Annotated in this window: 13 protein-coding genes; 7 read left to right on the top strand and 6 right to left on the bottom strand. The window is 69.1% G+C overall.

Going from position 1 to position 13,048, the window contains the following annotated elements; genetic code table 11:
* Positions 1–247: 247 nt before the first annotated feature.
* From NP511_RS07240 to NP511_RS07250, 3 genes are all read right to left on the bottom strand, one after another.
* Positions 248–1,129 carry a coiled-coil protein gene (locus NP511_RS07240; RefSeq protein ID WP_006650092.1) on the bottom strand — a complete coding sequence of 294 codons (882 nt, stop codon included), beginning with the start codon at positions 1,127–1,129 and terminating at the stop codon, positions 248–250.
* A gap of 313 nt (positions 1,130–1,442) precedes the next feature.
* The gene (locus NP511_RS07245; protein ID WP_049965003.1) at positions 1,443–3,359 is read right to left on the bottom strand and encodes a glycoside hydrolase family 2 protein; all 1,917 of its coding nucleotides are present in this window, start codon (positions 3,357–3,359) and stop codon (positions 1,443–1,445) included.
* Between the two features lie 123 nt (positions 3,360–3,482).
* Positions 3,483–4,565: a tubulin/FtsZ family protein gene (locus NP511_RS07250; RefSeq protein WP_049965004.1), complete on the bottom strand. Its 1,083-nt coding sequence runs from the start codon at positions 4,563–4,565 to the stop codon at positions 3,483–3,485.
* 160 nt (positions 4,566–4,725) lie between these two features.
* Between NP511_RS07250 and NP511_RS07255 the strand changes: the two genes are divergently transcribed.
* The 4 genes from NP511_RS07255 to NP511_RS07270 all read left to right on the top strand — a co-directional run bounded on the left by NP511_RS07255 (position 4,726) and on the right by NP511_RS07270 (position 8,793).
* On the top strand, positions 4,726–5,151 hold the full coding sequence (locus NP511_RS07255) for a DUF5791 family protein (RefSeq protein WP_049965005.1): 426 nt from the start codon (positions 4,726–4,728) through the stop codon (positions 5,149–5,151).
* Between the two features lie 68 nt (positions 5,152–5,219).
* Positions 5,220–6,464 carry a sulfite oxidase gene (locus tag NP511_RS07260; protein WP_049965006.1) on the top strand — a complete coding sequence of 415 codons (1,245 nt, stop codon included), beginning with the start codon at positions 5,220–5,222 and terminating at the stop codon, positions 6,462–6,464.
* A 111-nt stretch (positions 6,465–6,575) separates the two neighbouring features.
* The gene (locus NP511_RS07265; protein ID WP_049965007.1) at positions 6,576–7,466 is read left to right on the top strand and encodes an SDR family oxidoreductase; all 891 of its coding nucleotides are present in this window, start codon (positions 6,576–6,578) and stop codon (positions 7,464–7,466) included.
* A gap of 139 nt (positions 7,467–7,605) precedes the next feature.
* On the top strand, positions 7,606–8,793 hold the full coding sequence (locus tag NP511_RS07270; protein ID WP_049965008.1) for a DHH family phosphoesterase: 1,188 nt from the start codon (positions 7,606–7,608) through the stop codon (positions 8,791–8,793).
* Here the strand turns inward: NP511_RS07270 and NP511_RS07275 are convergent.
* Positions 8,790–9,809 (bottom strand): carbohydrate kinase family protein, encoded by a 1,020-nt coding sequence (locus NP511_RS07275; RefSeq protein ID WP_049965097.1) that lies wholly within the window; start codon positions 9,807–9,809, stop codon positions 8,790–8,792. The genes NP511_RS07270 and NP511_RS07275 overlap by 4 nt on opposite strands.
* 114 nt (positions 9,810–9,923) lie before the next feature.
* The gene (locus NP511_RS07280) at positions 9,924–10,094 is read right to left on the bottom strand and encodes an HVO_0758 family zinc finger protein (protein WP_006182537.1); all 171 of its coding nucleotides are present in this window, start codon (positions 10,092–10,094) and stop codon (positions 9,924–9,926) included.
* A 164-nt stretch (positions 10,095–10,258) separates the two neighbouring features.
* On the opposite strand from NP511_RS07280, the gene NP511_RS07285 reads away from it, so the two are divergent.
* Genes NP511_RS07285 through NP511_RS07295 form a run of 3 tightly spaced genes read left to right on the top strand, consistent with a single transcriptional unit; the run spans position 10,259 to position 12,506 of the window.
* Complete coding sequence (locus tag NP511_RS07285; RefSeq protein WP_049965009.1) at positions 10,259–11,401, top strand: glycosyltransferase family protein; 1,143 nt, start codon at positions 10,259–10,261, stop codon at positions 11,399–11,401.
* Positions 11,402–11,427: 26 nt separating this feature from the next.
* Entirely contained in the window at positions 11,428–11,919 is a 492-nt protein-coding gene (locus NP511_RS07290) for a DUF7109 family protein (RefSeq protein WP_049965010.1), read from the top strand.
* Positions 11,916–12,506, top strand: a complete 591-nt coding sequence (locus tag NP511_RS07295) for an NUDIX hydrolase (protein ID WP_006650082.1) — start codon at positions 11,916–11,918, stop codon at positions 12,504–12,506. The genes NP511_RS07290 and NP511_RS07295 overlap by 4 nt, the downstream gene beginning before the upstream one ends.
* Positions 12,507–12,521: 15 nt before the next feature.
* On the opposite strand, the gene NP511_RS07300 is transcribed toward NP511_RS07295, so the two are convergent.
* The gene (locus tag NP511_RS07300; protein ID WP_049965011.1) at positions 12,522–12,992 is read right to left on the bottom strand and encodes an MGMT family protein; all 471 of its coding nucleotides are present in this window, start codon (positions 12,990–12,992) and stop codon (positions 12,522–12,524) included.
* Positions 12,993–13,048 lie beyond the last annotated feature (56 nt).

Here is a 13,048-nt window from a genome sequence, read left to right on the forward strand (position 1 = left end):
GGACACGTATGTCACTCCTATCGATCGGACACCGGACCGGCCGGTCGCGGGTGAGACGAGCCGCCGGCCGACGAGGCGGGAGCTGACGGGGACGAGTCGGCCGGTTGAGACACGGTCACGGTCCCGCCGCGCTCGAGCGACCGGAGCCGATCCCGGAGCGACTGTCGGCCCGCCAGCGCCGTCGCTGGACGGACTCGAGAACCCCGAAGACTCGGGGGAGAAAAACCGCGGGGTAGACGGAATCGACTTAGAGCAGTCCCGTCTTCTGGAGCTTCATCAGGTCCTCGGTGTCGAGGGTTTCGCCTTCCTTGAACTTCTGGTAGATCTCCTCGGCCTCCTCTTTGGCCTCCTCTTTCTTCTTGTCGCGCTCGGACTTGCGCTCTTCTTCCTCTTTCTTGTCCAGTTCGCGCAGGCGCTTCTGGACGCGGACGAAGTCCTCGTGGTGGCGGTCAGCGGCCTCCTGGGCCTCGACGAACTTCTCGTGCATCTCGTCGGCCTCGTCACGGATGTCGTCGGCCTCCCGATAAGCCTCGATCATCTGGTTGTGATGTTCCTGAGCCTTGTCGGCGAGTTCCGTGACCTTCTGGTGGTGCTGGGAGGCTTCCGATCGCACTTCCTCGGCTTCCTCGACGAGTTCCTCTAAGTCCTCGTTCTGATCGAGTTTCTGCTTGCGCTCCTCGTACTCCTCGCGCTTGCTCTCGATCTTCTCGATGAGTTCCTGCTCTTCCTCGCTCGAGAGGACCTCGGTCTGCTGTTTGAACTCGAGGTCTTCGATCTCCTCTTCGAGTTCCTCGAGGTCCTTGCCCTCGTCGAGCTCCATGTCCGATTTGAGCTGCTCGACCTTGTCGAACAGTTCGTTGGCCTCGGCGTTGAGCTCGTTGCGGCTTTCCTTGTGTTCCTGGACCTGCTCGTTGAGTTCGTCGCGTTTCTCGCGATGCTCCTGGGCTTCGTCGACCTTCTCGCGAGTCTTCGCGTTAAGGTCGTCGCGTTTGGAAGCCCGGTCAGAAGCCATCTGGTTCAGCTCGTTGCGCCGGTCTCGCAGTTGACCGGCCATCTTGATGAGCTGTCCTTTCGATTTGTTTTCTAGGTCGTCCTCTGTCAGTTCGATGTTCTTCGATTCGTCTACCATGTTAGTCAAACCTCTGTGCCATACCCGCACCGGGAAACCGACCGGCCGGCCGTCCGAGCCGATCGCCGGCGATTCGGCGATCGGTTCGGCAGTAGCCAACCAGTCGTTCGAAGCGACTGCTCACGATCTGCGAAACCTCGGTGAATAAGATTTCCTGTCATCGATCGTCGAGCGATACGCGCCCCGGTGGCGTTCTGGTGACTGGTACTATTGTCGCCTCTAATTTAAAGCTACCGGTACCCCAACCCCTGAAAACGGTTCGCAGGGGCCTCGTCTCGCCCCGTTAGGCCGTGACATGGAGAGCCGAACGTAGTTATAAATAGTACCGGTTACGGACCGTCCGCCCGTCGACGGCGACCTCGAGGTCGACCCGATCCGCGTCGGGCGGAATCCGGGCGGTCCCGGCGCTCGTCGTCTCGAGGGGGTCGACGTCTACCGTCGTCGCGGCCGTCTCCTCGCCCGCCCGCCAGCCGACGGTCGCCTCGACGACCTCGTGGCTGTCGTTACAGAGCGTGATCCCGGCGGTCCCCGGCGTCGGCGGCCCGTCGAGGACGGCCTGAATCGGCTCGTAGGACTGCGCGATCGCCTCGGCGGCCCGCTTCGGATCCCCGTCGACGGTGTGAACGCCCATGCCGCCGCCCGGTCCGGGGTCGCGAAGCGTCGACGCCGCGAGGACGCCACACTCCCGCCGGCGGAGCGTCTCGGCGACCGTTTTCAGGATCCGTGCCTGCTCGCGCTGTGAGTCCGCGGCGTCGGCCCCGTCGGCGAGCAGGGACGGCTCGAGTCCCGCCACTTCCGCCGGGTCGGCCTCATCGATTGCGAGCGATCCGGCGCCGAACCGGCCGACCGCCTCGCCCAGCGACGGATAGGTCTCGAGCAGCCAGTCGATGTCGGCGGCCGCGAGGTATCGCCAGCCGGGGAAGAGATGCGCCGCGTCGGGGTCGGTTCCCGGGGGGCCGGCCACCGACACGACCGGCAGCTCGTCGGGGAGGTTCTCGGCGATCTCGTCCGCCGGTTCCCGGTCGGCCGACGCTCGCCACGCCCGGTACCGGACGGCGAGTTTCGCGAGCAAGCCCTCCCCAAGCGGCTCCGCGGACGGATCGGCCGGCCGGTCCTGAACGCCGTACATCGCGAGGCTGGGGTGGCCGCCGTACGTCTCGGCCAGCGCCGTCGCCAGTTCGGTCCCCCGCTCGACCGGGAGATCGGCCCCGCAGGCCGGCAGGTCCTGCCAGACCAGCACTCCGGCCTCGTCGCAGGCCTCGTAGAACGACCGCGGCGGGACGTGGCCGCGCGCCCGGAGCAGCGTCGCGTTCGCGGTGAGGGCCCGGTCGACATCCTCGCGGGGCTCGCCGCCGGGAAGCCGCGTGAACCCGCGGGCCCGAACCCGTCGGCCGTTGACCAGCAGGCCCTCGTCGTCGCGCTCGACGCGGCGCAGTCCGACCGTCCGCTCGAGGGTGTCGCCCTCGAGTTTCGCCCGGACGGTGTAGCGGTCCTGCGGGCCGTACTCGCGGGGCCACCACAGCGAGGGCTCCCTGATCGTGAGCGTCCGCGAGACGGTGGTCCGTTCCCCCGCCTCGGCCCGCACGGGCACCCGTTCCATGGCCGCGCCGCCGCGAAAGCCCTCGGGCCGCAGCGACAGCGTCACCGCGTCGTCGACGGCCGCGCCCGCGTCGACCTCGAGGGTCACGTCGATCGCGGCACCCGCGCCGTCGGGAGCCACGTTTGCGGCCGACGCGGCCCCCTCGCTCGCGTCGCCCGCCGACACCGGTCCCAGTCGCGGACGGGCCTCGAACGCTCGCAGGAACGTCCGGGGACGGGACTCGACCGCGACGCCCCAGCGGATCCCGGGCGTGTCGAACCGGTCGGGGACCGCGTCGGTCGCGTGAATCCCCGCGAACGAGTCGGGGGGCTCGCAGACGACGAGCAGTTCGTTCTCCGGGCGGGGCTCGAACTCGAGGCGGGCCGGGACGAAGGGGACGTTCTGGGTCCCCAGTCGCGTGCCGTTGACCCAAATCTCGGCGCGGCCGTACGCGCCGCGGACCTCGAGTAGCGCCCGTTCGGACGCTTCGTCTCGCGGGTCCGGAACCGTCGTGCGATAGGCGATCGGGCCGTCCGCATCGGCAACGGCCGCAGGGTGGCCGGGCACCGATACCGGTCGCCACCCCTCGACGGTCGGCGGGTCGTCACCGCCGGCGTCGGTGACGACGCCGGCAGTCCACTCGTCGGTCATTACCCCCGAGAGTGAACCCGAGATAAAAATCACTTCCGACGGTTCAGACGGTTTGGTGTACCGATTTCCGGTGCAACCACAAAGCGGTCGTGGTCGCACCGATACTGACGGCAGGAGACCGTCTCAGAACAGGTTCTCGAGCCGGTCGTCGGCGAACTCCTCGGCGTGGTCTGTCGATTCTTCCTCCTGGGCCTCCTTGGCCTCGCGGGCCCGTTCCATGAACGCCTGGACCCGGTCGGAGCGCTCGGCACCGCCGAGTAACACCAACGCCCCCAGCCGGTCGCTGTCGAGCGGGAAGTCCCCGCCCCGGACCTGCATGCTGCCGGTCTCGTCCTCGAGCCAGCGCCGGGCGCGCTCGACGCCCTTGCGCGGGATGGCGTCGGGCTGGCCGGCGATGACCAACAGCGCGGAGTCAGCCGTGGTCGCGTCGGGCAGACTCGTCCCCGTCAACAGCGCCTGCCGGGAGACGGTCATCGCGGTGTTGATGTTCTCGGCGCTGTCCTCGCTTGCCACCTCGGTCGCGTAACCCAGCGCCGCGACCCCGCCCGCGCGGAGGGTGTTGATGACCTCGCTCGAGTCCACCACGCTCTCGCCGACGCCCTCGACGGCCTCGCCGGAGGCAAAGAGCAGGCCGACCCGCTTGGCGATCCGGTCGTTGATCGTCTCGAAGGCCCCCTCGACGCTCTCGCCCTGTTCGTGCCAGGCGTCGTTGTCGATCAGCAGCGTCGAGTCGGCCTCCCGCAGCAGCGTCTTCAGCGAGCGGCCGGCGTTGGCCTGATACAGCGCCCCCTCGTTGCGCCCGGGCAACACGCCCAGCGCGTAGACGGGCACGTCGTAGACCTGCTGGAGGTTGTGGACCAACACCGGCGCGCCGCCGCTGCCGGTCCCGCCGCCCAGTCCGGCGACGACGACGATCGCCTCGGCGCTCGAGGTCACGCGGCCGTCGAGCGCGCCGAGGACCTGCTGGATGTCGGCCTGCATCACTTCCGTGCCGAGTTCGTTGTCGCCGCCGACGCCGTGGCCGTTGACGCGGTCGGCACCGATCAGCTTCGTGTCGACGACGTCGAGGGACTGGAGGTCGGGTTTCGCGGAGTTGACGGCCAGGGCACCCTGGACGGCTCCGAAGTCCATGTTCGCGTCGAACCTCGCGAGCCGCTCGGTGATCTTCCCACCGGCCTGACCGACCCCGATCAGGGCTACTTTCATATTGCTCCCATACGGGTGGGGGCTGTTGAACGTTCCGGTGATCTGATACTCGACTCGTGCCAGGGTAGCCGCTTGACCGGCACCCCCGAGACGGGAGCGTTCGACGGCGCGTTCGCCACAGTTCACAATACATTTGTGGAGCATTCCCGTCGGATCCGGTATGTTCCACGAACAGCGGATGACCGTCCCGGACTCGCCCGCCGAACTCCGGGCCGAGTACGCGGACGACCTCGCGGCGATCGTCACGGAACGTGGCCCCGCCGAAGCGGCCGCCGAAACCGGCCTCGAGCGGGAGCGCCTCGAGGCGGTCGCCGCGGGCGAGCTGCCGGAGCTGACCCTCGAGGAGGCCGCACGGATCCAGTCGCTGGCCGAGGGCGCGCCCGATCCCGAGACGACGAAGACGATGGCGCTGGAACACCTGCTGCTGGGGATGTCGACGGCGGTACTCGACGTCGACGCCGTCGAGAGCGAACTCGAGATCGACCTCGATGCCAAGGAGATCCAACAGAAGATCGAGAGCCGCGCACCGATGTCGTTCGACGAGTTCGTCCACGTCCAGTACGTGATCGCGGACGGCGCGCCGTAGCGCTGCCCCGATAACGGTGATTGATACCGCGCCCCGTGATTTATCGCCCTCGACGGCGTCGACACACCATGTCGAACATGGAGCGCAGCGAGAACCGGCATCGGGAGACCGACGACATTCTGGCACGGAAACCCGGCACCGAGGCCGTCACTGACCTCGCGGACCGGTATCGAGTGGTCGGTGCCGCCGACCGGGGGACGTACGCGAACTGGCTGACGCCGCTCGAGGAACACTACGTCTGTCACCGCAACGAGACGCTGGACCCCGCGGCCGAGGACTGGACCGTCGAACTCGGCGGCGCGGTCGAGCGGGACGCCGACCTCGAGATGGCGGCGATCCGGGAGGAGTATCCGACGGTCGCCGTCGCCCACACGATGGAGTGTGCGGGCAACGGGCGGGGCTACTTCGAGCCCGAGACGGGGAGCGTCCAGTGGGAATACGGGGCCGTCAGCACCGCGTTCTGGACCGGGACCCCGTTGCGGTCGATCCTCGCCGACCACGGCGCGGCGACCGACGACGACATGTGGCTCACCGCGGTCGGCGGCGATCGGCCGGAAGTCGACGGCGAGAACGACCGGTTCGCCCGCTCGATCCCGATGGGGAAGGTACTCGAGGACTGCATTCTCGCGTACGAGGTAAACGGGGAGCCGCTGCCCCCCGAACACGGGCACCCGGTTCGACTGCTCGTCCCCGGCTGGTACGGCGTCAACAGCGTCAAGTGGGTCACCGAACTCCGCGTGACCGAAACCATGGTCCACGGCGAGGAGTGGACGGACCGCGACGGGGAGGACTACACGCAGTGGCAGCAGTCGTCCTATCGCATCCACCCCGAGGGCGTCGACCCCGAGTCGAACGCGACGGTCTCGACGTTCGACACCTGGGACCAGCTCGAGTCGGCCGGGATCGACCACCCCTACACCTTCGACCAGAACGTCAAGTCGACGATCGGCGCGCCCGAGGACGGCGCGACCGTCTCGAGCGAGGACGGGCCGATCGCGGTCGTCGGCGTCGCCTGGGCGGGCGACGACGCGGTGACGAGCGTCGAGGTCTCGACCGACGGCGGCGAGGACTGGGCCGAGGCCGAGCGCTTCGGCCCGGACTACGACTGCGCCTGGCGGCTGTTTCGCTACGACTGGGAGCCCGCGCCCGGCAGCTACACGCTCGTCTCGCGGGCGACGGACGAGCGCGGTCGCCGCCAGCCCGTCCGGATCGCCGGTCCGACCGAGGACGCCGACGACGCGTATCCGTGGAACGAGGGCGGCTACGCCGAAAACGCCTGTCTCCCCCACGCGGTCGCGGTCACCGTCGAGTGACGCCGGTCGCGCCTCGAGTCCCCGATCGAATATTCGCGGGAATCGGCGCGGAGACGGGAGAAAACCGCCCTCGAGCGGTGAAATTATGTGCGACCGACCGCGAGTCGAGGTATGAAGGTTGCAATCTTGGGCTGTGGACACGTCGGCCTCGAGCTGGGCCGCCAGCTCGCGGCCCGCGGCCACGACCCGATCGGCGTTCGCCGCTCGGCCGAGGGCGTCGAGCGGATCGAAGACGCCGGCTTCGAGGCGGTTCGAGCCGACGTCACCGACCGCGAGGCGCTTTCGGCGGTTCCCGACGTCGACGCCGTCGTCTTCGCCGCCAGCAGCGGCGGCCGCGGTGCCGAGGCCGCTCGTGAGGTCTACGTCGAGGGGCTACAGACTGCGATCGATGCCTTCGGGGAGCGCGAGGCACCCCCGGACCGACTGGTCTACACCTCCTCGACGGGGGTCCACGGCGACCACGACGGCGACTGGGTCGACGAGGAGACGCCCCTCGAGCCGACGACGGAGAAGACCGAGGTGCTGGCCGAGGCCGAACGGATCGCCCTCGAGTCGCCCCCGGAGTACGGCTTCGAGGGGACCGTCGCCCGCTACGCGGGGCTGTACGGCCCCGGCCGGTATCGGCTCGAGCGCTACCTCGAGGGGCCGGTCACCGAGGGGTATCTCAACATGGTCCACCGCGACGACGCCGCCGGCGCGGTCCGGTACCTGCTCACCGAGGACCTCGCGCGCGGGGAGGTCGTCCAGGTCGTCGACGACGAGCCGGCATCGAAGTGGGCGTTCGCGGACTGGCTGGCCGAGGAGTGCGGCGTCGACCGGCCACCCAAGCAAACGAAGGCCAAGCGGCTCGCGGACGACGATATCAGCGAGGCGGGCCGGCGGCGGATCCTGACGAGCAAGCGCTGTTCGAACGAAAAGCTGCGCGATCTGGGCTACGAGTTCGCGTATCCGACCTTCCGCGAGGGATATCGCGACGCGATCGAGCGCTATAGTAGCCACTGAAACGATTCACACTGATCGCAACGCTGCCGTGCGATCAGGTGTGCAATGACTTTCAGTGGCTGCTATATTGCGGGACCGAGGAGTAACAACGCGCCGGAATCGGGGGAAAATTCTTGAGGGTTCGATCTGATTTCCGGGTATGAGCTATCGGAGCGCCCCGATCGACGGTGGGGTCGTCGGGGCGACACCGCTCGCGACCGAGTCGATCGGCGACTCGGTGCGCTCCCTCGAGCCGCTCGTTCTCTCCCTGCTGGTGCTTGCCGTCGTCGGGCTCGCCGTCGGCGGCTGGTGGGTCGTGCGGTGGTTCCGGCGGCCGCCGGGCGCACAGTTACAGCGGTTGCTGGCGACCCACGACGAGGTGACGGTGTTGATGCACCCGAACCCGGATCCCGACGCCATGTCGTGTGCGATGGGCGTCGCGGCGATCGCCGACGCAGTCGACACCGACGCCGAACTGCAGTACGCCGGCGAGATCCGCCATCAGGAGAACCGGGCGTTCCGGACCGTTCTCGAGTTGGAGATGGAATCGATCGACGCCAGCTCCCAGCTCGCCGCGGACCCGGTCGTCCTGGTCGATCACAACACGCCGCGTGGCTTCACCGGGGCCCAGACCGTCGAGCCGGTCGCGGTCGTCGACCACCACCCCGGCAACGGTGCCGGCACGAAGTTCACCGACGTCCGGACCGACTACGGCGCGGCCTCGACGATCATCGTCGAGTACTTAGAGGAGATCGGAGCGACGCTGGACGACGGGGAGGGCAGCGGCCCCGACGTATCGCCGGAACTCGCGACCGGGCTACTCTATGGCATCCAGTCGGACACGAACCACCTGACCAACGGCTGCTCGCGGGCCGAGTTCGACGCCTGTGCGACGTTGTTTTCCGGGATCGACGAGGACCTGCTCGATCGGATCGCGAACCCGCAGGTCAGCGACGACGTCCTTCGGGTCAAGGCGACGGCGATCACCGAAAAGCGGATCGAAGGCCCCTTCGCCGTCTGTGACGTCGGCGAGATCGGCAACGTCGACGCGATCCCCCAGGCCGCCGACGAACTCATGCACCTCGAGGGGGTGACGGCCGTCGTCGTCTACGGCGAACACGACGGGACGATCCACCTCTCGGGGCGCTCCCGGGACGACCGGGTCCACATGGGCGAGGCGCTTCGCCACGCCATCAGCGACATTCCGATGGCGAGTGCGGGCGGCCACGCGCGGATGGGCGGCGGCCAGCTCTCGATCGATCACATGAACGGGATCGGTCCCTCCGACGGCATCAGCCGCGATGAGTTCGAAGAGCGCCTCTTCTCTGCGATGGCCGGCGAGCGCTAGTCCTCGCGCAGCGCCCGGACGGCCGCCGGACCGGCCGTGTCACCCGTTTCGACGAAGTGTGCCGCACAGGCGTTTCCAAGCGACAGCGCCGACTCGAGGCCCCACCCGCGGGCCAGCGCACAGGTCAGTCCGGCCGAGAACCGGTCGCCGGCACCGGTCGTCCGCCGCGGGTCGCCGACGTCGTACATCTCCACGACGGCGGTCTCGGTCCGCGTCGCGCCGATGGCCGCGTCCGCGCCGTGGAAGACGACACCGGTGAGATCGAGCGCAGCGCGAAGTGCGGCAAGCGAGTCGGCGGTGGGCTCGGCGTCGACGCCAACGGTGCGCGCGGCGGCCCGAAACTCCGTCGGGTTCACGCTCAGGACCACCGCGAGCGAGTCGTCGGCCCGGTCGGCCCGCGAGAGTGCGTCGAACAGCCCCTCGAGCGCGGCCGGGTCGACGGTCTCGATCGGCCCTGGATCGACGACGATCGGAAGCGGATCCGCGGGCGGGGTCGCCGCCAGCCGGTCGAAGACCGCGGTGAGGCCCCGGACCGAGACCCAGTTCGTACAACACAGCGCGTCCGCGCCGACGAGCCGGTCCCAGTCGACGACCGCGAGCAGCTCCGCGAGTCCCCAGTCCTCGGCCGGCCCCGGTTCGGCGAGCTGGAGTTCCTCTCCGCCGACGTCGACGACGCGGACTGTCGCCGGCGGCCCCATCGAGCGCATCTCGAACGGAAAGTCGGGAAACACCGGATGGTCGAGGTGGCCGACGAGCGTCGCCCGATCGCCGAGGGCGTGTACCTGCCGCGCCGCGTTGACCGCCTGCCCGCCCGGCCGAACGGCCGTCGGCTCGAGCGAGAAGGTGCGGTCGCCGGCCGCGAGCCGGTCGGCGAACGCGTCGGCCGACTCGAAGCGGTCGCCGCCCGAGCCACCGAGCGCGTACCAGCGATCGACGCTACCGTCGGGAAGCGTGACGATATGTCTGGGGTCGTCGTGTTCGAGGATTGCCGGACGGTCGCGATGGTCGTCGCTCACGGTCGGCACTCGTCGCCCGTGGCCAAAAGACACCGGCCAGTACGGCGAAGATCGGTTCGCACGGCGGCCCGATCGGCCCTCACGGGCCGGCCGCGACGGTACGCGAGACGGCCGTTACCGGATCTCTTTCCACTCATCCGCACAGTCGGGACAGATACGGACCGTCTTGATCTCGTCCGGGTCGTTTTCGGTCTTCAGGGGCTTTTCGCACTCGCCACAGACGAGTCGATCGTAGGTGTCTTTCTCGAGTTCGCCGTCGCGGAGCGCCTTCCGGACTGATTTCATATTCGCCCTGTAAGAAGGTGGGGGAGAAAAAGACCGGTGCTTTTTCGAGTGTCGATGCGCCGACCGCTCCGCGTATCGTGACGGCGGCGTTCGTCGTCTACTCGCGACGTACCTACCTAGCCGGATCCGTGGTCGTTTTACCGATCGGGCCGAAGACCCCACCGATGGAGTACGTCCAGGAGCGGATCGCGACGCTCCACGAGTTCGGCGAGGCGAGTTCGGCCGGCGGGGCCCGCTCGAGCGCGGTCGACGCGGTCGCCGAGACGGCCGTCGTCGTCCCCATGGCCGGCCGCGAACTGGAGAGCCCCGCCGCCGCGCGCGTCCTCGGCGAACTCGAGCGCCTCGAGCCCTCGCCGGCCGCGGTCTTCGTGCCGATCCGTGCCGAGCCCGACCGGGTCGAGCCGTTCCGGGAGTGGCTGGCCTCGTTTGCCCTGCCGTTCAGGCTCCTCTGGTGTAACGCACCCGGCATCGAGACGCTGTTTGCCGAGGCGGGGCTCGACGGCGGGTTCGGCAAGGGCCGCGACGTCTGGCTGGCGCTCGGTCCCGCCGCCGCGGCCGGCGACGCGGTCGTCGTCCACGACGCCGACGCCCGCAGCTACGAGGCCGAACACGTCCACCGCCTGCTCGCGCCGCTGCAACTGGGGTTCGACTTCGCGAAGGGGTACTACGCCCGCGTCGAGGACGAGCGGCTCTACGGGCGGCTCTTCCGGCTGTTTTACGCACCGCTCGTGCGGGCGCTGGCCGACGCCCACGACGCCCCGATCCTCGACTACCTCGGGGCGTTTCGCTACGCGCTGGCCGGCGAGTTCGCCGCGACGGCCTCGCTGGCCCGCCGCCTCCGCGCCCCGCGGGCATGGGGGCTCGAGGTCGGGACCCTCAGCGACGCTTTCGACGTCGCCGGGTTCGACCGCTCCGCGCAGGTCGATCTGGGCCGACACGTCCACGACCACCGCGCGGTCGCCGGCGATACCGGCCTCGAGGGGATGAGCCGGGAGGTGGCTGCGACGCTGCTGGGCGTCCTCGAGGAACACGGCGTCGAGCCCGCTTACGGGAGTCTGACCGAACGCTACCGGGCCGCCGGCGAGGAACTGATCGACCAGTATCGGGCCGACGCCGCCTTTAACGGCCTCGAGTACGAGCCCGCGGCCGAGCGGGACCAGCTCGCCCGCTACGCCGAGTCGATCGCACCGCCGGAAGCCGACACGCGGCTGCCACGCTGGACCGAAGCCCCGTTCGCGCCGGCCGACGTGCTGGCGGCGGCCCGCCCCTGGCGGGACCGCCGCACCGGCTCGCGCTCGCAAGACTAATCCTCTCACCGCTCCTTGCACACCGTATGGACGCGACCGCCGACGAACTGGCCGGCGTGGTCGATCTCTTCGGCGGGCTGACCCGCACGGAACTCGAGCGGGCGCTCGCCGAGGCCGCCTACCGCGCCGACGGGGGGTCGGTCGAGGCGGCGGCCCTCGAGACGGCGATCCGGGACGCCCTCGAGTCGTTCGCGCTCGTGCGGTACGAGCCCGACGGGGACGACGGTGGACCCGACGACGAGGCGCTGTTGGTCGCCGGCCCGACCGCCTTTCCGACGGTTCCGGAGGACGCCGAGGACGTTCCGCACATCCTCGAGATCGACCGCCGACGACTCGACCGCGAGGCGCTTGGCGAGGCCGCCGGCGAACGGCTGCGCGAGGCCGTCGAAACGGCCGTCGAGGCGGAGAACGCCGAGCGGGCCCGGACCCTGATCGACGTCACCTACGATCTCGAGGCGTGGGCTCCGATCGATTGCACCGACGAACGTCGACGACTGGAGGAACGGCTCGAAGAATGACGGCCCGACTGACGCTCGAGCCGGTCGCGAGCTACGAGCCGACGGAGATCACCGATCAGGAGTTCGACGCGGCCGTCCTCGCGCCGATCGTCGACCGCGACGGCGAGGACCACCTCCTCTTTACCCGGCGGGCCGACCACCTCGGCGAACACCCCGGCCAGATGAGTTTCCCCGGCGGCGGGGCCGAACCCGTAGACGGGACGATCCTCGACACCGCGCTCCGGGAGGCCAACGAGGAGATCGGCCTCGAGCGAAGCGAGGCCGAGGTCGTCGGCCAACTCGACGACATCCGAACCGTCACCGAGTACGCAGTTACCCCCTTCGTCGCACACGTCCCCGACCGGGAGTACGTCCGCGATGAGAGCGAGGTCGCCGAGATCGTCGTCCTCCCGCTGTCGGGGCTGCTCGACCGCTCGAACTACGAGTACGAGCGCCGTTCACACCCCTACTACGGCGAGATCGTTATCCACTACTTCCACGTCGACGGCTACACCGTCTGGGGCGCGACCGGCCGGATTCTGGTGCAACTGCTCGAGCTGGCGACGGATTTCGAAGCACCGGAAAAGGTCGACCGGTCCGAGTTCTGAGACGGCGACCGGTGCTTAGAGCCCTTCGAGCGACCGGAGCTTCTGTTCGACGTCCGGCGGCGCGGCGCTGGGCCCGTCGCGCACGCGGTGGTCCGGAATCAACAACGGGGCGGGGTTCTCGTCGAGGGCGGTCCGGACGAGAATCAGGTCGTCGTCGTCCTCGTGGGATAGTCCCGAGGTCATCCGGGCGAGCGTCTCGACGGAGACCTGCTCGCCGTAGGGGACCGACTGGACGCTCTCGAGGACCGCCCGCCGGTCGGTCGGCATCGTCATCGCGACCTGGACGTCCTCGAAGGTGATCTCCTCGACGGTGTCGAGGTACTCGAAGATCCGGTCGAGGACGGGGTGGTCGTCCTCGGCGTCGTCGTCCGGAATCTCCGGGAACGAGACGCTCAGGACGCGTCCGCTCGCGGCACCGAGCTGGACGTGTCGATCGAGGTACGGCGATTCCCGCGCGTAGATTCCGGCCTCCGTAACGTCGTCCATACCCGCCCGTAGGCGAGCCGGGCTTGAATAGCCGCCGGTCCCGGACGTTCGGTGCC

This window comes from Natrinema thermotolerans (assembly GCF_031165565.1).
GTDB lineage: Archaea > Halobacteriota > Halobacteria > Halobacteriales > Natrialbaceae > Natrinema > Natrinema thermotolerans.

Bases quoted from the DNA above. Each gene is read 5' to 3' on its own strand.
- NP511_RS07265 (WP_049965007.1), top strand. From the start codon at position 6,576: ATGAAGGTTGCAATCTTGGGCTGTGGACACGTCGGCCTCGAGCTGGGC.
- NP511_RS07300 (WP_049965011.1), bottom strand. From the start codon at position 12,992: ATGGACGACGTTACGGAGGCCGGAATCTACGCGCGGGAATCGCCGTAC.
- NP511_RS07245 (WP_049965003.1), bottom strand. From the start codon at position 3,359: ATGACCGACGAGTGGACTGCCGGCGTCGTCACCGACGCCGGCGGTGAC.
- NP511_RS07280 (WP_006182537.1), bottom strand. From the start codon at position 10,094: ATGAAATCAGTCCGGAAGGCGCTCCGCGACGGCGAACTCGAGAAAGAC.
- NP511_RS07270 (WP_049965008.1), top strand. From the start codon at position 7,606: ATGAGCTATCGGAGCGCCCCGATCGACGGTGGGGTCGTCGGGGCGACA.
- NP511_RS07255 (WP_049965005.1), top strand. From the start codon at position 4,726: ATGTTCCACGAACAGCGGATGACCGTCCCGGACTCGCCCGCCGAACTC.
- NP511_RS07290 (WP_049965010.1), top strand. From the start codon at position 11,428: ATGGACGCGACCGCCGACGAACTGGCCGGCGTGGTCGATCTCTTCGGC.
- NP511_RS07260 (WP_049965006.1), top strand. From the start codon at position 5,220: ATGTCGAACATGGAGCGCAGCGAGAACCGGCATCGGGAGACCGACGAC.
- NP511_RS07250 (WP_049965004.1), bottom strand. From the start codon at position 4,565: ATGAAAGTAGCCCTGATCGGGGTCGGTCAGGCCGGTGGGAAGATCACC.
- NP511_RS07295 (WP_006650082.1), top strand. From the start codon at position 11,916: ATGACGGCCCGACTGACGCTCGAGCCGGTCGCGAGCTACGAGCCGACG.
- NP511_RS07285 (WP_049965009.1), top strand. From the start codon at position 10,259: ATGGAGTACGTCCAGGAGCGGATCGCGACGCTCCACGAGTTCGGCGAG.
- NP511_RS07240 (WP_006650092.1), bottom strand. From the start codon at position 1,129: ATGGTAGACGAATCGAAGAACATCGAACTGACAGAGGACGACCTAGAA.